A 15912-nucleotide genomic window follows, 5' to 3' on the forward strand; every position below is an offset into this window, starting at 1 on the left:
ATTTCAAATTTAAATAATTTGATATTTATCCAATATTATATAAATATGATTAGCGGCATGATTATCGCACGAACGAGCCGGAATTACCGCGGGAGAGAATAATTACAGTCATCTGACTGAAATATCCGACACGTTTACACAAGTAAGTAATGAAATCAAAAAGACGTGGTGCAGTAATCGTAGTGGTACTCGCGTTGCTAACGTCCGCAGTCGGATTCCACCTCGTAAGCGCACAAGACGCCGCACTCGACCTCGACATCACGGAGATCAACGATGAAGAGGAGTACGTCGTTATCGAGAACGAAGGGGGAACAGGCGTATGACCTGTCGGGACTGACAGTTTCGTTCGGTGACACCTACGAGCGGTTTCCGTTCCCAGGCGGAACGAGCATCGAACCGGGAGAGTCGATAACGGTCGGAACGGGTAGCGAGACGACAATCGATGCCGACTACAACGCCGAATACGACGGGTACGTCCTCTACAACGGCGAACCGGACATCGTCGAACTTCGGGATGAAAACGGCATCATAACGGCGAGCCAAAGCACCGGCGACGACAGAGAAGAAGGAGAGACCGCACCCGGAAACGGCGAGTCGGATGATTCCGACGACGCGGATGACTCAGACGGTACCGATGAATCGGATAACAGCGACGACTCCGACGACACGGACGAATCGGGTGACAGTGACGATTCGAACGATTCCGATACGGGTGACGGCGACAACGTGGAGGACGGTGGCGATTCCGACGATACTGAAGAAGACACAGACGAATCAGACGATACAACGGAAGATTCCGAAGACGACGCTGACGGCAGTGAGTCGGACGACGAATCGAACGACGGTTCGACGGACGACGAACAAAACACCGACGAGGACGGAACGGACGAAGCGAACGACTGCTGACCGATTCAGACAGCATCGCTATTTTTCGGATTAGTCTCGCTGGAGTGCAACTCACGCCGAAGCAAATTGGAAAGTACCCTACAATCCCTGCCACGTCCGGGGAGAGTCGTTCAGTCGTTCACAGCCGTCCGCGGTGACGACGACCAAATCCTCGATTCGAACGCCGAACTCGCCGGGGATGTAGACGCCGGGTTCGATACTGAACACCATTCCGGACTGAAGTTCCAGGTCGTTCCCCGAAACGATGTACGGTCCTTCGTGAACGTCCAATCCGACGCCGTGGCCGGTTCGGTGGATGAACTGCTCGCCGTAGCCGTAGGATTCGATAACCTCGCGGGTCGCCGTGTCAACGGATTCCGCTGTGACGCCGGGTTCAACCGCCTCGACGCCCGCCTGCTGAGCCTCGCGGACGGCGCGGTGAACTCGGTCGAACTCCTCGGGCGGCGTTCCCGCGAAGACGACGGTTCTGGTCTGGTCACCCGGATAGCCGTCCACGAACGCGCCGAAATCGAGGACGACGGGGTCGCCGTACCCGATTTGGCGGTCGCCGTGACCGTGGTGCGGTTTCGCCCCGTTCGGCCCGGAACCGACGATGGTGTCGAACGCAGGTTCGTCGCCGCCCGCACCGCTCAATCGAGATTCGATTTCCTGCGCCAGTTCGCGCTCGGTCATGCCGATTGCCTCCTCACCGAGTTCGCGGATCTCGACGCAAACCTCGTCCGCGACTTCACCAGCGCGTCGGAGCGCTTCGATTTCCGCTTCGTCTTTGCGCATGCGGAGGGGTTCGAGAACTTCGCTGACGAGTCCGAACGTCGCGTCCGGAAGCGCGCTCCGGAGGTCTTGGGTGAACAGTGCCCACATCGTGTCGTCTGCGAGCAGATGTCCTCCACGAAGCTCGAACTCGTCAACGACATCGCCGACGAGTTCGAGAGGGTCGTCCCCGTCGCTCCACGTTCGAATGTCAGACACCCACGACTCATCGGCGATTTGCTCGCCGTACATATCCGGAACGACGAAAACGGGGTCGCCGGAAACCGGAACGAACAGGAAGAGGTGTCGCTCTCCGGGGTGTTCTTCGAATCCGGAGACGTAGAAGAGGTTCGTACTCGGGAACAGAACGGCGGCGTCGGCACCGACCGTTCTGAGTCGCTGTTGACAGCGACGGGTTCGCTTCGCGAAAGCGTCCATCATGGGTGATGCTGTCGCGGGGTGCGCGTAAAAATCTCACTTATTCGGCGGTTCGTGTGAAGGTTCGACGGCATTTCCTCTGCCATCGCTGTGCCCACAGTTTTTGACGGAAGATTACAGCGAAATACCCGGGGCAAATGCGACCAGTACCGCGCTGAACTCGACGGAACAGAGAATTGCCCCACCGACCCTGATCCATATACGGTTGAGCACCGTAGTTCTGGGGCATGAGCGGAGAGGAAGGGCAGCTGCGCGAGCGCGCACGTCTAGCGTGGTGGATTATCGGCCTCGTTTTGGGAGTGGTGATGCTGTTCGTCTTCTACGTCTTCGCGGGGACGTTCGCCCTCGGGCTGTTCATGTACTACTCCGCGCGACCCGTTTACGACCGATTGGAAGCGCGACTGGGCTATCCGGGCGTGACAGCAATCACGTCACTGCTGGCGGTTTCGCTACCAATCCTCCTACTGGTTGCCTACGCCGTGGCCGTCAGCGCGATGGAAGTTGCGGAAATCGCAGGTCGTTCGCTTTCCGGCTACGAGGGCGTCCTCCAGCCGTATCTCGACCTGTCATCGCTGACGGTTCGCCCACAGCGGATACTCGACCTCGCGCGCGAGAACCAAAGCGTGTTCACCCGGTTCGGTGGGACGGAACTGCTCGGCGGCGTCGCGGACGCAGTGAGCGCGTTCGGACTCACGCTCTTGCAGTTGTTCGTCGCGCTGGCGTTCGCATTTTACTTTCTGCGGGATGACGACAAGCTCGTTCGCTGGTTCCGCCGTCGAATCGCCGACGAACGAAGCACGGCCTACAGCTACGGAAAAGCGGTTGATGACGATCTCCAAACGGTGTACTTCGGAAGCATTCTCCACGCCTTCGTCGTCGCGGTCGTCGCCGGGATTGCGTACAACCTCGCCAACCTCGTTGCCCCGCCGGGGGTGGCGATTCCTCTCCCGACCCTACTCGGACTGCTGACTGGAGTTGCTAGCCTCGTCCCGCAAATCGGAACGAAACTCGTCTACGTCCCGATAGCGTTACTGCTCGTCGTTCGTGCGCTCGGCGACGGATTGGCTTCCCTCTGGTTTCCCTTCGCGTACGTCGTGGGCATTGTCCTCGTGTTGGATGTCGCGACCGAGACGATCATCAGACGGTACACGGGGGGGAGAAATCTACACGTCGGTCTGATGCTGTTCGCGTATATCTTTGGCCCGTTGCTGTTCGGGTGGTACGGACTGTTCATCGGGCCGTTGCTGCTCGTTCTACTCGTGCAGTTCAACCGTCTCGTGCTTCCGGAACTGATACAGGGGAAGCCGACTCCGACGGAGTATTCGGTGCCCGACTCGGAGGCCGAGGAAGGGACGGTAGCAGACGAAGCGTTGGAAACGGGTGAAGGGAGAAAAGGGGAGGGAAGTGAAACGACGGGCGAGGAAAAGGGAGACGTCGAGGAACTGGAAAGCCAGGATGAGTCACAGGAAGAGTCGGGAAAAAGCGGCGAAAACTGACCGAGAGAACGGTAGAGGAACGGTCTGAGAGAGGACGATAATATCGGCTATTTCACGTTCTAAATATAATATATTTTATAAATTATAAGTATTATTATTCGTCTAAATATCAGTATAGATGCCGTTCGTGCGGGAGAAATAGCGGAACGGAAACGGACGCGAGTTCGACACCGCGTTACAAGCGTTGAAACAACGGGGCTGTTCCCTGTTGGTGACGGGAGCGGTGCCGAAATGCGTCACCGCACAAGCGACGCAACGACTGCTCGGCGACCCGCACCGTGACCGAAAACGACTCCTCGTGTTTACCGATGCGTCACCCGAACACGTAGAGCACAGTCTTCCGCCGAATGTGCGGCGGAACGACGAGAGCACCCAAATCATCGAATCGTGCGGAACCTATCGTTCGACACCGTCAGAAAGCCAATCCACCGATACCCGTGACTGCGAAGTCGAACACCTGCGGAACGAACTCGCGCACGCAACCAGCTACTTCGACACCGTTACCGACGGACTCGGCCCGGGGGAACTCAGAGTCAGTATCGACTCACTCGAACCCATACTGGGAGCCAACAACCGTCCCGCAACGGTTCGGTTTCTCCGGGATCTTTCGGCGTTGGTTCGCGGCGTTCGCGGCATCGAACACGTCCATCTTCGTCTGTCGGATGAGTCGCCGATAGTCCGGGAACTATCCCCCTTGTTCGACGCGCGTATCGAACTCCGGAAACGGGACGCGCTGATCGCGGAACAACGGTGGCACGTTCCGAAACGCGACATCACGACGGCTTGGTCGCAGTTGTAGTGTGGCCGAGTTATCAGTACTGTTCTCGTTCTAACTCCTCCAGATGGCGTCGGATTCGCTCGAACTTCGAGATGTCCACGAAAGCGTACTCGGCACCGCCGAAAAAAGAATCGGGAATTTCGGAGTCCGTTAAGAGCAGTTCGGGATCCGCATCGACGTGGTTCACCTTCTGAAAGGGAATGACGCGAGCGAGCGGTGGGTCATCGTTAAGGCAGACCACGGCGTTTTCTTGCACGAGTACGGCGTCGTACTCCTGTGCCTCGTATTCGTCCACTGCGAAAACTGTCGGCATAGGTAGTTCGACGCGGAGTACGATATTAAATGGACGCGACGGAACTCGACCGACGACTGCGTGAGGAGTTCGACCCGCCCGAGGGAGCGCGGCGGGTGGTCGTTCGAGAGGCGCGCGACCTCGTCGATTCGGGCGACTACCGGGCGGACGCGGGCGTCGAACTGACCGCCGAGGCGATCATCTCGAACCTGAGCGACGCCCCGAAAGAACAATCGCTTCCCGAAAAGTGGAACTGGTGGATGGGGTCGTTGGGAATCGCATACGGCGGCTACACGGAATTTCTCATCGTTCGGTGGGAACGGACGAACCGATAAACGACACGATAAATTAGGAGGGGAGCTGCCCGGTCATCATCAGATACGCCAGTCCGAACTGGAGGGCGTTGAACGCCCCGTGAATCAAGGCTGGAACGACGAGGTTTCTGGTGTATTCGTAGGCTGCCCCGAGAATCGGCGAGAGAACGAAGAGGATACCGAGATAAACGATGATACCGGTATCTTGACCCTGCAGTGAAAAGACGTGAACGAACGCGAAGATGAGACTCGCCAGCGCGATGGCGGGCCAGCGACCGAACGATTCACGGAGTCGTTCCTGAACGACTCCGCGATAGAGCAGTTCCTCACCCGGGCCGATGAGCAGGAACGAGAGCGGAATCAGGAGAAGAAAGACCCGCGGGTCTTGTTCCCCGAGCGTGGCGATTTCGTTCTGCGCCGACTGGATGCCGAACGTTGTGAGGACGACCGACACCGCGATGAGGCCGCCGTAGAAGACGACGAAGCCACCGACGGTCCAACCGAAATCGTTGAGATTCGGAACGCGAACCTTGATGTAGTCGAACCCTCTACCGGTGTATCGCAGATACGCTAGCGCGAACAGGCCGAAGGCGACGCCCTGCCCCATGACTATCGAAACGGCCACCGTGAGCGAGGGGCGGTCGAGAACCGGAACACCGAGCGCGAGGAGCGCGCCCGCGGCGAGTAAGACGAGGATGACTGCGAACGCATAGCCACCGAATCCGAGGCCGACGGCGGCGAACAGTGCCCGTGAACGTCGATTCCACAGCTCCATCATCGTGCCCCCTCAAACCACGCGACGGTTCGACGGATACCGTCCTCGTAATCGGTTCGCGGTTCGAATCCGACCGCTTCGCGAATCACATCCCCGGTCATCGTCGTGTCGTGCGTGAAGACGTGGAGGATTTCGCGAACGACCTCGACTCGCTCGCTGAACAGGGCGCCGCCCCGAAGCATCCACGCCGGGAGTCCTCTGATTCGTCCGTTCGTTTCAGCCATATCGTAGACGTTTCGGGTGAAGGCGTTAACCGTCGTCGGTTCCGTTCCGACCGTGAATCGGCGGCCGTCCCGCGAGTCCGCCGATTGGTCGCCGGGTGAATCGGCCACGGAAGTCAACGCGCGGGCCGCGTCCTCGATGAAGACGAATTCGTGAGGCACGTCCACAGGTGCGGGAAAAAGGACGTTTTTCCCCGCGATGGGTCGGTCGAACAGCGGACGCACGAGGTCGTTGGTCACGCCAGGGCCGTAGAAATCCGGCAGATGAACAACCGTCGTGGGAAACGGCGCACGAGACAGTGCGGCGTCGGCTTCGGCTTTAATTCTCGCCACGCGAGACGGCGGATCGATGGTCGTCTCGGGCGAAATCGGTGGTTTCCCTGACCTGGGTTCTTGAATCTCAAATACCCACGTATTGCCGGGATACACGACGTGCGTGTGGGAATCTCCAATTACGGCGACTAGGAGACGCGCCGATTCGAGGGTGTGATAGTAGTTCATGAGCGGGAAGTTAATGCAGTGAAAAACCACGTCCACGTTTCGTACCGCTCGACGAACGTTGAACGGGATGAGGATGTTCCCCCGGACGATTTCGATGCGAGGATTCGGAAATCGCTCGCGAAAGCGTCGTTTGCTCCGGACGAAAACGCGGATTCGGTCGTCCGGGTTCGATTCGAGCAGTCGTTCGACGACGGCGCCCCCCAATGCACCGGTCGCCCCTGTGACGAGATATCGTACCCCCATTCAACTCTCCGGGGTACGATTCGGGTTCGAGGGTAGTGACCTTTGTGTAAGTAATTTGTTATTTTTGGATGGGGCTTTTCGATTCTGCGACAACGAACGCTCAAATCGGTATTTTAGTCACCAAAAATTCGTTCTAAATGTAAATCGAAACGACTCGTTACATTTTTCGAAGCGATTCGCTACAGCCGACGGACGAGACTCGAAAGTGCGTCCGAACCGCCGCGCAGAATCGGCGTTCCGTGCCCCATACAGAGCACGTCGATGGCCGGAACCAATCCGGCAAATCGGCGGATGCTCCGCCGCATCTCGCGGGTGTCGTAGGAATCCCACCACTTCGGCGGCGTTAGCGCACCGTCGCGTTCCCAGACGAGGTCGCCGACCAAGCCGACGCCGAGGCCGTCGTGAACGTAGGCGGTGTGGCCCGGATTGTGGCCGGGCGTGTGGTAGGCCGTGAACGCGCCGAGCTGCGCGCCGTCTTCCAATGGCAGTATTTCGAACCGTTCCGGAATCGGAACGAGTACGCGGGCAAGGCGGTGAAACGCTCCCTTGTGGTGAAAGAACGGCGGGTCGTAGACCCCCGACAGCAGGTCGGCATCTCGCTGACCGACGAACACCGGCGCGTCGAGGTCGGGGAGGTTTCGAAGGCCGCCGACGTGGTCGATGTCGTAGTGAGTGACCAGTACGCGGTCGATATTTGCGACTTCGTAGCCCGCGTCGCGGAGTTCACGGCGCACGCCGAACCACGGCAGACCCGCATCCACGAGCGTCACCCCGCCGTCGTCCACGAGAAAGGCGTTCGCACCGAAGAGGGGGAAGCCGAGTTCGAGCAACCAGACCCCCGTCGCGAGTTCCTTCGCCATACGTCGGATACGGCGGAGGGAAACTTAACACCTGAAGTCGGAATCGCAGGAAGCACCTCAAAGCGTTGTGCTAAATCGACTTAGGGCGTCCACCGGAGGATTCTATCGTCTTCGTCCGCTGGCGACCCCCGTCCGTCTCGGTTGCTTGTAGCGAAGTAAAGACCGTCAGGGCCGGTGATGACGCTTCGAAGGCGACCGAACTCGCCCTCGAACAATCGTTCGTCGGACTCGACGGTTCGCCCGTCGGAACCGAACGTAACTCGATGCAGGTGTTCGCCCGCGAGCGTTCCGAAGTAGAACGCACCGTCGTAAAACGCGGCGCTCGCGGGAGCGATGGTCGGGGTGTACGACGCGAGTGGGTCGGTGAACGCCGGGTCGTCGCTTTCGCCAGTGACGACTGGCCAGCCGTAGTTGTTCCCCGCTTCGATACGGTTTATTTCGTCATCCGTGTCGGGGCCGTGTTCGGTGCCGTACAGGACTCCGGTTTCCTGATGGAACGCGAGTCCTTCGGGGTTGCGGTGGCCGTAGCTCAACACCGCTCGCTCGCAGTCGGGAACCGACCCGTCGGCTTCGAGTCGTAGAATCGAGCCGTGAAGCGTCTCCGGGTTCTGGGCCATCTCTGGTTCGTCGGCGTCGCCGACCGTCGCGTAGAGATAGCCGTCCGGCCCGAAGGCGAGACGCCCGCCCGTGTGTCGCTGTGCGCCGGGAATACCGTCAAAGATCACGGCTTCGCGTTCGAGTTCGCCGTCAGCGAGACGGTAGCGCAGTATACGCTGTGAAATACCACCGTCTTCGTGCGTTTGGAAGAGATACACGGACGGCGTGGTCGGGAACTCCGGATGGAGCGCGAGTCCGAGCAACCCCCCTTCACCGACGACGTTCGTGTCGTCGATTTCGGCGAGGATTTCGACGCCGTCGGAGCTGAGTCGATTGACTCGGCCGGTTCGCTCGGTGAAATAAAACGTCCCGTCGGGAGCGAAGTCGGTTCCCCACGGAACTTCGAGGTCGGTAGCGACAGCCTCGACTGCGGATGTTTGCTGGGCGAACTGACTGTCTCCTTTATTTGAGAGGGAAGTTCGGGAAGTCGATTTAGGGTGTCCTTGGGAGGTCGTGTCACCGGTTACGACACCGACCGAAAGGAGGACACCCGCGCTGGCGAGAACTTGACGTCTGGTATTGTTTGGCACGAAGAGAATTAATACGGCTAGTCGGAATTAAATTTTTGGCCATTAATTTTTACTTCTATTTATGGATATTATGTCGAACGAGAAAAGGGATTCCCCCTGCCCAACCCGCGCAATCCTCTTCCGTGAAACCCACCTACGCTGTGCGCATGGAACCGATTCAGCTCGATGACGTTGATAGGGGAATACTGCACGCGCTTCAAAACGATGCGAGGAAGAGTACCGCCGCGGGAATGGGAGAGAAAGTCGGCGTGTCGGCAAGCACCGTCCGAAATCGCATCGAGCGGTTGGAGGAGGTGGGAGTCATCCGGGGGTACAATCCGGACATCGACTACGAGATAGCGAACTTCCAGTTGCACGTTCTCATCGTCTGTCGCGCACCTCCCGACGAACGTTCGGCGCTCGCCGACGAGGTGATGGGAATCGATGGCGTCGTCACCATCAGAGAACTGCTGACCGGAACGGAGAACATACACATCGAAGCGGTGGCCGTGGACTCCGGCACGGTGGATTCTATCAGCGAGCAGGTGCACGATCTGGGGTTGGACATCGTAAGCACCAACATCGTGAAAACCGAACGCGTACAACCGTTCGACCACTTCGGAAAAGATGTGACGGAGGGGTGACCGTCTTCGAAAATGCACCCGTGCAACCGGATGTGTCGCACGTCGAACAGCCAGCAAAAACGGAACGGGTCGGCGGCGACGAGTTACGGAAAATTGGTACAGCATCGTCCGATGGGTGTTGTATCCGCAGGACCCATAGTGGGGATTCCGCAACGAGCTTTTGCTGATAGGGGTCGTTAGTACACCTATGGTTGCGCATTCCCGAAATGGAAGTCAGACGAACAAACCACCCGACGAGCTATCGATGACCACGGCGTTGAATCTTCTCACTGAGCAACGCCGTCGTCTGGTCATCGACTCCTTGCTGGAAAACGAACAGACGCTCGCACTAGCGGATTTAGCCAAGGAAGTTACGGTACGCGAAAACGGCACTTCGATGCCGAAAGTTGACGAGGACGAAGTACTGCGAATCTACTCGAGCCTCTATCACAATCATATTCCGCGGTTAGCGGACGCTGGGGTTGTGAAGTTCGAACGGGAGCGAGAATTGGTGGGGTTGGGGAAAAATTCCGAGCGAATGACGGACGCTCTGTCCGCCGTTTCGGATGGCGAACTGAAAAATGGAGAGTCGGCGTAACGCTGAGGTGAATTAGAAGAATTTCCTGACGAAAAGTTGTTTGAGACGAGAGCGAAGCCTGTTGTAACTGATACTTACCGGAATCGGTCACACACATATACACATAGTCGCACCCGTCCAGACGACCGAACTACTTGAGTTCGGCCGAAACCACGGTTTCCGGGTCGCTCGCGCCGCGAACGTACCGAGTGCGACCGTTACGGATTACGTCGAATACGCGAAACGAAATCACTAATCGACCTGCCGAAACCGTCGCCCGAAGAACCGGCCCGCGACTGGTCAGGGCGACGTATGGCGGCGCGGGAACCGGTTTGGCTTGCATCGAGAACTCGGCGGCGGATACCGCCCCGGAGAGAATCGTCGGGAACGTCGCTACGATTCCAACCTTGCGGAGTTCGCGCGAAAACGGTTTTACGACCATCTTCGGGTCGGTTGTCGCACTCGTTTGGTCGGGAGTCACCTCGTCGTTCCACGACTCGGCGACCCGATCCGCACAGCGGAGGAGAAACGTGACAGTTTCCGCGTGCTCCGCGAGGATGTATTTTCGGACGGCAATTTCCGGGTCGACCATTGTTCGAGAACGCGCCACAGGAGTACAAAGCCGTGTCGGACGATAGCTATCTGCATCAGGAAAACTTATACCGAAAATAGACAGAAATGCCGATGTAATGAAACGAATTCTCTCCCGCGTTGGAGTCGGTTCCGCTCGCGTCGATACGGTCCTCCCCAAAACGACGCTCACCGCCGGTGAGTCGGTCGAAGCCGAAGTCCACGTTGAAGGCGGCTCGGCGGAACAGGAAGTCGATGCGATCTACTTCGCCCTGCTGACTCGGTACAAAACCGACGACAGCACTCGAACCGGCGTCATCGACAAGTTCCAAGTCGCCGACCCGTTCACCATCGGCCCGGACGAGGAAAAGACCTTTCCGATTACCATCGACGTGCCCGTCGATACCCCTGTGACGGTCGGTCGGACGAACGTCTGGCTCGAAACCGGTCTCGACATCGACTGGGCGGTTGACCCCGACGACGAAGACCCGGTGCAAATCGAACCGGGGCCACAGCTTTCGACGTTCCTCGACGCGCTCGATTTGCTCGGCTTCACGCTCCGAACCGCCGAGTGCGAGAAGGCGCCGGGAAGCATTTTCTCGGGCGCGTTCGTTCAGGAGCTGGAGTTCGTTTCCCGCTCTGGCCCGTTTTCCGGCAAACTCGATGAACTCGAAGTCGTTCCGACGGAAACCGAGGGTAGGCTCGAAGTGAAACTAGAAATCGACCGTCGCGGCGGCCTCCTCTCCGAAATGGCGGACATGGACGAGTGATGGACACAGCTTTCGTTCACGAACGAGAGCGCGAGTCGGATGGAATCGAAACTCTGCACCGAAATCGAGCGACACGCCTGAGTCGCTCGATTTCGTATCACTCCAGATTCGCCGAAAATGACCGCCAACGGAGGAAACGGCGGCGGCAGTCTCGAAAACGAACGCGACAAGTGCGGTCGCTCCGTCCCTGCGAGCGTGAGCGATAACCCCGAAAAACCGCTTCGAGTGGAAAACGCCGACAAACTCCACGAGGTTATCGCCGCCCACGGCCTCGTGCTGGTCGATTGTTATACGAACGGCTGTACCCTCTGTCAGGCCATCGAACCGGTGGTCGGCAACGTGGCCCGCGCGACCGACGCGACGGTCGTGATGGTCAACCCTGGAAACGACCTCTCGCTGGTGGAAAGATACAATATACGGAGCGTTCCGACGCTCCTTCTGTTCGAGGATGGCAACCTCGTCGGGCGGATGGCCGACGGCTTTCGGGGAACCGACGCAGTGGTTGCGTTCGTAGAAGAAACCGCGAGCTGAATACCCGATTTCCCGCGCCCGCCAATATGTGTGTTATTATCTAACGTAGGCAAAAAGCCTATAAATAACCGCACGTGATTGTTTATCACAGATGGTAGTTGAAACGATTCCGCTGTTCGGGCCGATTCCCGGTGGGATGGAGCTCGCGGTGATTCTGCTCATCGCAGTCCTCCTATTCGGTGCTAACAAGATTCCAAAACTCGCACGCTCGACGGGCGAAGCGATGGGTGAGTTCAAGAAAGGGCGACAGGAAGTCGAAACCGAACTCCGCGAGATGCAGGAGTCCGACACGACGACCGAGACGAAAAACGACACGGCTGTCGAAGCGGACGCGGACGTTTAAACGGATACGGGGGGACCGGGAACACCCGGCCCGACGGTGTTTTTCGAGGACGTTCGACGGTGAGTGACGACCGTACGAAGACGGCAACCTCGCCGACCGACCACAACGGAAAAGGCACTCACCCGCAAACGGAACAGTATGGCTGACGCCACGACAGAGGCAGACGGCGAGGAATCGAACGGGAGTTCAGCGCAGTCGGGGTCGGGACTCAAAATGCTTTTGTTACTCGGATTTTCGTTCATCGCGGGCTATCTCTTCGCGAAGAGTAAGGGCAGCAAGCCAAATCTACACGAGGAACTCGGCGAGCTGGGACGGAGCGGCGGGCCGATGGAGATAGAAATCGAGGACATGGACAACAGTTCCGCGGCGGACGAAGACGAGGACACGGACGAAGAGTGGGACGTCGAAGAGGACGAAGCCGAAAAGGAAATCGAAGCCCAGACGGAAGACGAGGAAGAAGACGAAAGCGAAGAGTCGGACAGTTCCGCGGCGGACGAAGATTCGGAATCGAACGACACGGACGACGAAGCGTAACTCAGTACCCGATCGCAGCACCGTCTTTTCGCGGTTCGGTCGCGCCAGAAAGCACGCCGTTTTCGTTTCGTACGATTTGCGCACCGCCGAAGAGCGACGGCGGAAGCACGCGCACGTCGTGACCTTTCCGGACGAGTTTCGAGGAGAGATTACCGTCGGTGCGCCCTTCCACGGCGAGCGTTCCCTCCTCCCGATAACGCCAACGCGGGTAGTCAAGCGCGGCCTGTAGCGGCATGTCGTAATCCACGATGTTGGAGATGACCTGCGCGTGACCCTGCGGTTGCATGTAGCCACCCATCACGCCGAACGCGGCCCAGTCGTCCTCGCCGAAGTTGGCGAGTGCGGGAACGAGCGTGTGGAACGGTCGCTTTCCGGGTTCGAGACAGTTCGGGTGGTCGGGGTCGAGCGAAAACGACGCGCCGCGATTTTGGAGCGCGATTCCGGTGTCGCCAGCGACCAGTCCCGACCCAAATCCGGCGAATCGGGAGTTGATGTAGGAAACGACGTTACCCTCGTCGTCCGCGACGCAGAGCAGGACGGTGTCCGCGTCCTCCGCGTGGGCGTCCGGAACGCCGAAAGAGACGTCGTGATTTGCGTCGATTCCAATGCGTTCGGCTCGCTTTTTCGCCCACGAGTCGGAGGCGAGCGGCGGAATTTCTTCGTATTCGGGGTCGGTGATGTATCGGTGGCCGTCGTGGAAGGCGAGTTTCATCGCCTCAGCGAAGTAGTGAACGCGCTCGGGCGAGTCGAGGGAATGGTCGCCAGCGCCGATTTCCTCGGCGATGTTGAGCGCTTCGAGGGCGATGAGGCCCTGATTGTTGGGCGGAAGTTCGAAAATCTCTGCCCCGCGGTAGGTCGTCGAAACCGGGTCGATAAATTCGGGTTCGAACTCTGCGAGATCGTTAACCGTTAGAAATCCGCCCTGCGATTGAATCTCATTCGCAATTTTCTCGGCGATGTCGCCCTCGTACAACACGTCCGCGCCCTCTTCCGCGATTCGTCGGAGACTCTCGCCGAGGCGGGGCAGCGTCATCGTTTCGCCGACGCCGGGAGCCTCGCCGCCATTCAGGTAGGCTTCCCGCGCGTGGTCGGACGTGAAGAGGCTCTCCGCGCCAGTCCAATGAGATGCGATGACTTCCGAGACGGGATAGCCACCGATTGCGTAGTCGATGGCGGGTTGGAGCGTATCGCCGAGCGAGAGGGTTCCGAGTTCTTTTACGGTGACCTCCCACCCCCGCGCTGTTCCGGGGACTGTTACCGCGTGCGGGCCGAGAAACGGCATTCCGAGGTCGTCGGTGTCGTCCATTTCATCAACGGCATAGCCGCGGTTTTCGGGATACCACTCCGACGGGTCGTCGCGGGCTTCGATGGCGGAGCGAACATTTTCGATGGTCGCGTCGGCGGGCGCACCGCCGCAACTTCGCATCGCGCCCACTTCGCCATCGGCGGTTCGGTACAGCGCGAATACGTCGCCCCCGAGCCCGGTGCTCGTCGGTTCGACCACGTTGAGCGCCGCGGCGGTGGCGACCGCGGCGTCGAACGCGTTGCCCCCCTCCCGAAGAATCGAAACGCCTGCTTGCGCCGCGAGCGGTTGGCTCGTCGCTACGATCCCGTTCGGCGCGTAGACGGTAGAACGTCGAGACGTGAACCGATCTAAATCTGGTTTCGTCATACCATGCCATACTCGGAAGTCGCCCTAAAGCACCCACCAAATAGTTTCGGGGGCGGGCTTAGGAGTCGCTGGTGCGTTCGAAATCGTATGACGTTCTCGATTTGCGTCCGCGAGGAATCCGACGATGGAACCAGTTTCGGGGTCGCCGTTTCGACCGACGCACCGGCAGTGGGAGCGCTCGCACCCTGCATCAGCCACGACGGGGTCGTCAGCACGCAGAGCTTCGTCAACGTGCGACTCGGGCGGCGCGGCATCGCGCTCCTTCCGGATATCGCGGTAAACGACGCGCTGGAGGGATTGCTCGCTCAGGACGACCACAGCGACCTCCGGCAGGTTCACGGACTCGACGCACGGGGGAACGCTTTCGCGTACTCCGGCGATGGCTGTGACGGATGGTTCGGCCATCAGGTTCACGAGGAACTCGGCCTCACGGTCGCCGGAAACATGCTCGTCGGCGAGGAAACGCTTGACGCACTGGTCGAAACTTTCAGAGAGAGCGAGGACGGGAGCGACGACCTCGTTTCTCAACTCATCGACGCACTGACCGCCGGAAAGGAAGCGGGCGGCGACAAACGCGGTCACACCTCCGCGGCGGTGATGGTAAAAGCGCCGCAAACGACGGCACACCACGATTTGCGCGTCGATGCGCACGACGAACCGATTGCGGAACTCAGACGTGTATACGAGACGGCAAAATCGGCGAGCGATGGATTCAGCGAATCCTCGAAGGAACGAATTTTCGACTGAAAATCGCCCGTCGGAACACCAAATTCGTACGCTCGTGCCGTTACCAATCTCTCGTCGCCGGCAGCGAACTGCACCACAGGGGCCGCTTTTCGGGTCGGTGGGGCTGGCGCCGATACGCGTTTTAGTTGCAAGCAACGCTTTTCGAAGCAAGCCGGTTAAACGAGATATTTTCACCCAAGACTTATCCCGTAGATACGCTTCTTTTCGGGTGTTAGCGATGAGCCTGTTCAAAAATCTCGGTCGAAAAGTCGAGGAGTTCAAGAAAACCTCCGAGGCCGTGGCGGCCGAGGAGGCGAACTACGAGTGTGAGAACTGCGAAAAGCGGTTCTACGTGACCAAATCGGAGTGTCCGGAGTGCGGGGGGACTGTCGTTTCGTTGGAAGACAAGGCGGAATCGACCGGGTCGGAGGAGTAACGAACGGTAGAAATCGATTCGCAGGTACGAGGTTCCGTGGCGGTAGTTGTACAACTCGACGCCGAATCCGAGGACAAAGAGAGCTGCGAGGACGAAGGGAAACGCCACCGGAGATCGTCTAGTCAGATACGAGAAGGAGAACAGCACAGCAACCAAGAGCGTGTTCACGGCGTGATACAGCGCGTGTTCTCGAACCGCACCGACGCAGTTTGCGACGAAATTCAGTTCCGCAAGTGCGAGCACCGCCAAAAACGGCAAACCGGGCGTTGCGACCGCGGTCAGTCCGACGACCACGAGCGTAAACCCGACGGCGGCCACGTGAAGCGAACTCGCTTCGGAAGGCGACGAGAGGGCGATATCGCACCGATATAACACCGGTGAGAACGTTAA

Annotated in this window: 21 protein-coding genes; 12 read left to right on the plus strand and 9 right to left on the minus strand. The window is 58.9% G+C overall.

Annotated features, from left to right (window positions below):
• Positions 1 to 149: 149 nt before the first annotated feature.
• Together LIX15_RS12565 and LIX15_RS12570 are read left to right on the plus strand one after the other, a co-directional pair.
• Positions 150 to 323, plus strand: coding sequence for a hypothetical protein (locus tag LIX15_RS12565; RefSeq protein ID WP_227773529.1), 174 nt, complete (start codon positions 150 to 152; stop codon positions 321 to 323).
• On the plus strand, positions 274 to 906 hold the full coding sequence (locus tag LIX15_RS12570; RefSeq protein WP_227773530.1) for a lamin tail domain-containing protein: 633 nt from the start codon (positions 274 to 276) through the stop codon (positions 904 to 906). The genes LIX15_RS12565 and LIX15_RS12570 overlap by 50 nt, the downstream gene beginning before the upstream one ends.
• Before the next feature lie 78 nt (positions 907 to 984).
• Here the strand turns inward: LIX15_RS12570 and LIX15_RS12575 are convergent, their stop codons facing one another.
• Positions 985 to 2094, minus strand: a complete 1110-nt coding sequence (locus LIX15_RS12575) for a M24 family metallopeptidase (protein WP_345412639.1) — start codon at positions 2092 to 2094, stop codon at positions 985 to 987.
• A gap of 227 nt (positions 2095 to 2321) precedes the next feature.
• Between LIX15_RS12575 and LIX15_RS12580 the strand changes: the two genes are divergently transcribed.
• A complete protein-coding gene (locus LIX15_RS12580) occupies positions 2322 to 3590 on the plus strand; it encodes an AI-2E family transporter (RefSeq protein WP_227773532.1) in 1269 nt (422 codons plus the stop codon).
• Positions 3591 to 3774: 184 nt separating this feature from the next.
• Positions 3775 to 4389: a DUF7504 family protein gene (locus tag LIX15_RS12585; RefSeq protein WP_227773533.1), complete on the plus strand. Its 615-nt coding sequence runs from the start codon at positions 3775 to 3777 to the stop codon at positions 4387 to 4389.
• 13 nt (positions 4390 to 4402) lie between these two features.
• Here LIX15_RS12585 and LIX15_RS12590 read toward each other — a convergent pair whose 3' ends face one another.
• Positions 4403 to 4681 (minus strand): hypothetical protein, encoded by a 279-nt coding sequence (locus LIX15_RS12590; RefSeq protein WP_227773534.1) that lies wholly within the window; start codon positions 4679 to 4681, stop codon positions 4403 to 4405.
• A 29-nt stretch (positions 4682 to 4710) separates the two neighbouring features.
• Between LIX15_RS12590 and LIX15_RS12595 the strand changes: the two genes are divergently transcribed.
• Positions 4711 to 4995, plus strand: coding sequence for a WNWW family protein (locus LIX15_RS12595; RefSeq protein WP_227773535.1), 285 nt, complete (start codon positions 4711 to 4713; stop codon positions 4993 to 4995).
• A gap of 13 nt (positions 4996 to 5008) precedes the next feature.
• Here LIX15_RS12595 and LIX15_RS12600 read toward each other — a convergent pair whose 3' ends face one another.
• From LIX15_RS12600 to LIX15_RS12615, 4 genes are all read right to left on the minus strand, one after another.
• Positions 5009 to 5752 carry a CPBP family intramembrane glutamic endopeptidase gene (locus LIX15_RS12600; RefSeq protein WP_227773536.1) on the minus strand — a complete coding sequence of 248 codons (744 nt, stop codon included), beginning with the start codon at positions 5750 to 5752 and terminating at the stop codon, positions 5009 to 5011.
• Positions 5749 to 6714 (minus strand): NAD-dependent epimerase/dehydratase family protein, encoded by a 966-nt coding sequence (locus tag LIX15_RS12605; RefSeq protein WP_227773537.1) that lies wholly within the window; start codon positions 6712 to 6714, stop codon positions 5749 to 5751. Before LIX15_RS12605 ends, LIX15_RS12600 begins: the two co-directional genes overlap by 4 nt.
• A 179-nt stretch (positions 6715 to 6893) precedes the next feature.
• Positions 6894 to 7574 (minus strand): MBL fold metallo-hydrolase, encoded by a 681-nt coding sequence (locus tag LIX15_RS12610; RefSeq protein ID WP_227773538.1) that lies wholly within the window; start codon positions 7572 to 7574, stop codon positions 6894 to 6896.
• A gap of 80 nt (positions 7575 to 7654) precedes the next feature.
• Positions 7655 to 8761: a PQQ-dependent sugar dehydrogenase gene (locus LIX15_RS12615; RefSeq protein ID WP_227773539.1), complete on the minus strand. Its 1107-nt coding sequence runs from the start codon at positions 8759 to 8761 to the stop codon at positions 7655 to 7657.
• Positions 8762 to 8907: 146 nt separating this feature from the next.
• On the opposite strand from LIX15_RS12615, the gene LIX15_RS12620 reads away from it, so the two are divergent.
• Entirely contained in the window at positions 8908 to 9384 is a 477-nt protein-coding gene (locus tag LIX15_RS12620; RefSeq protein WP_227773540.1) for an Lrp/AsnC family transcriptional regulator, read from the plus strand.
• Between the two features lie 187 nt (positions 9385 to 9571).
• Complete coding sequence (locus tag LIX15_RS12625; protein ID WP_227773541.1) at positions 9572 to 9961, plus strand: DUF7344 domain-containing protein; 390 nt, start codon at positions 9572 to 9574, stop codon at positions 9959 to 9961.
• A 130-nt stretch (positions 9962 to 10091) separates the two neighbouring features.
• On the opposite strand, the gene LIX15_RS12630 is transcribed toward LIX15_RS12625, so the two are convergent.
• Positions 10092 to 10532 (minus strand): DUF7988 family protein, encoded by a 441-nt coding sequence (locus LIX15_RS12630; RefSeq protein WP_227773542.1) that lies wholly within the window; start codon positions 10530 to 10532, stop codon positions 10092 to 10094.
• 97 nt (positions 10533 to 10629) lie between these two features.
• Between LIX15_RS12630 and LIX15_RS12635 the strand changes: the two genes are divergently transcribed.
• The 4 genes from LIX15_RS12635 to LIX15_RS12650 all read left to right on the plus strand — a co-directional run bounded on the left by LIX15_RS12635 (position 10630) and on the right by LIX15_RS12650 (position 12688).
• The gene (locus tag LIX15_RS12635) at positions 10630 to 11280 is read left to right on the plus strand and encodes a sporulation protein (RefSeq protein ID WP_227773543.1); all 651 of its coding nucleotides are present in this window, start codon (positions 10630 to 10632) and stop codon (positions 11278 to 11280) included.
• A gap of 117 nt (positions 11281 to 11397) precedes the next feature.
• Positions 11398 to 11811: a thioredoxin family protein gene (locus tag LIX15_RS12640; RefSeq protein ID WP_227773544.1), complete on the plus strand. Its 414-nt coding sequence runs from the start codon at positions 11398 to 11400 to the stop codon at positions 11809 to 11811.
• A 91-nt stretch (positions 11812 to 11902) separates the two neighbouring features.
• Positions 11903 to 12154 (plus strand): Sec-independent protein translocase subunit TatA/TatB, encoded by a 252-nt coding sequence (locus LIX15_RS12645; protein WP_227773545.1) that lies wholly within the window; start codon positions 11903 to 11905, stop codon positions 12152 to 12154.
• A gap of 138 nt (positions 12155 to 12292) precedes the next feature.
• Entirely contained in the window at positions 12293 to 12688 is a 396-nt protein-coding gene (locus tag LIX15_RS12650) for a hypothetical protein (protein ID WP_227773546.1), read from the plus strand.
• A 1-nt stretch (position 12689) separates the two neighbouring features.
• Here LIX15_RS12650 and LIX15_RS12655 read toward each other — a convergent pair whose 3' ends face one another.
• The gene (locus LIX15_RS12655) at positions 12690 to 14360 is read right to left on the minus strand and encodes a gamma-glutamyltransferase family protein (RefSeq protein ID WP_227773547.1); all 1671 of its coding nucleotides are present in this window, start codon (positions 14358 to 14360) and stop codon (positions 12690 to 12692) included.
• A gap of 87 nt (positions 14361 to 14447) precedes the next feature.
• On the opposite strand from LIX15_RS12655, the gene LIX15_RS12660 reads away from it, so the two are divergent.
• Positions 14448 to 15107 carry a DUF1028 domain-containing protein gene (locus LIX15_RS12660; RefSeq protein ID WP_227773548.1) on the plus strand — a complete coding sequence of 220 codons (660 nt, stop codon included), beginning with the start codon at positions 14448 to 14450 and terminating at the stop codon, positions 15105 to 15107.
• Positions 15108 to 15318: 211 nt separating this feature from the next.
• On the opposite strand, the gene LIX15_RS12665 is transcribed toward LIX15_RS12660, so the two are convergent.
• Positions 15319 to 15840 (minus strand): DUF8064 family membrane protein, encoded by a 522-nt coding sequence (locus LIX15_RS12665; protein WP_227773549.1) that lies wholly within the window; start codon positions 15838 to 15840, stop codon positions 15319 to 15321.
• Between the last annotated feature and the right edge of the window lie 72 nt (positions 15841 to 15912).

The organism is Haladaptatus pallidirubidus, from assembly GCF_020700235.1.
In the GTDB taxonomy this organism is placed as follows: domain Archaea; phylum Halobacteriota; class Halobacteria; order Halobacteriales; family Haladaptataceae; genus Haladaptatus; species Haladaptatus pallidirubidus.

Coding starts and splice junctions, on each gene's coding strand:
- LIX15_RS12565 (WP_227773529.1), top strand. CDS start 150: ATGAAATCAAAAAGACGTGGTGCAGTAATCGTAGTGGTACTCGCGTTG.
- LIX15_RS12570 (WP_227773530.1), top strand. CDS start 274: ATGAAGAGGAGTACGTCGTTATCGAGAACGAAGGGGGAACAGGCGTAT.
- LIX15_RS12575 (WP_345412639.1), bottom strand. CDS start 2,094: ATGGACGCTTTCGCGAAGCGAACCCGTCGCTGTCAACAGCGACTCAGA.
- LIX15_RS12580 (WP_227773532.1), top strand. CDS start 2,322: ATGAGCGGAGAGGAAGGGCAGCTGCGCGAGCGCGCACGTCTAGCGTGG.
- LIX15_RS12590 (WP_227773534.1), bottom strand. CDS start 4,681: ATGCCGACAGTTTTCGCAGTGGACGAATACGAGGCACAGGAGTACGAC.
- LIX15_RS12595 (WP_227773535.1), top strand. CDS start 4,711: ATGGACGCGACGGAACTCGACCGACGACTGCGTGAGGAGTTCGACCCG.
- LIX15_RS12600 (WP_227773536.1), bottom strand. CDS start 5,752: ATGATGGAGCTGTGGAATCGACGTTCACGGGCACTGTTCGCCGCCGTC.
- LIX15_RS12605 (WP_227773537.1), bottom strand. CDS start 6,714: ATGGGGGTACGATATCTCGTCACAGGGGCGACCGGTGCATTGGGGGGC.
- LIX15_RS12610 (WP_227773538.1), bottom strand. CDS start 7,574: ATGGCGAAGGAACTCGCGACGGGGGTCTGGTTGCTCGAACTCGGCTTC.
- LIX15_RS12620 (WP_227773540.1), top strand. CDS start 8,908: ATGGAACCGATTCAGCTCGATGACGTTGATAGGGGAATACTGCACGCG.
- LIX15_RS12625 (WP_227773541.1), top strand. CDS start 9,572: ATGGTTGCGCATTCCCGAAATGGAAGTCAGACGAACAAACCACCCGAC.
- LIX15_RS12630 (WP_227773542.1), bottom strand. CDS start 10,532: ATGGTCGACCCGGAAATTGCCGTCCGAAAATACATCCTCGCGGAGCAC.
- LIX15_RS12635 (WP_227773543.1), top strand. CDS start 10,630: ATGAAACGAATTCTCTCCCGCGTTGGAGTCGGTTCCGCTCGCGTCGAT.
- LIX15_RS12640 (WP_227773544.1), top strand. CDS start 11,398: ATGACCGCCAACGGAGGAAACGGCGGCGGCAGTCTCGAAAACGAACGC.
- LIX15_RS12645 (WP_227773545.1), top strand. CDS start 11,903: ATGGTAGTTGAAACGATTCCGCTGTTCGGGCCGATTCCCGGTGGGATG.
- LIX15_RS12650 (WP_227773546.1), top strand. CDS start 12,293: ATGGCTGACGCCACGACAGAGGCAGACGGCGAGGAATCGAACGGGAGT.
- LIX15_RS12655 (WP_227773547.1), bottom strand. CDS start 14,360: ATGACGAAACCAGATTTAGATCGGTTCACGTCTCGACGTTCTACCGTC.
- LIX15_RS12660 (WP_227773548.1), top strand. CDS start 14,448: ATGACGTTCTCGATTTGCGTCCGCGAGGAATCCGACGATGGAACCAGT.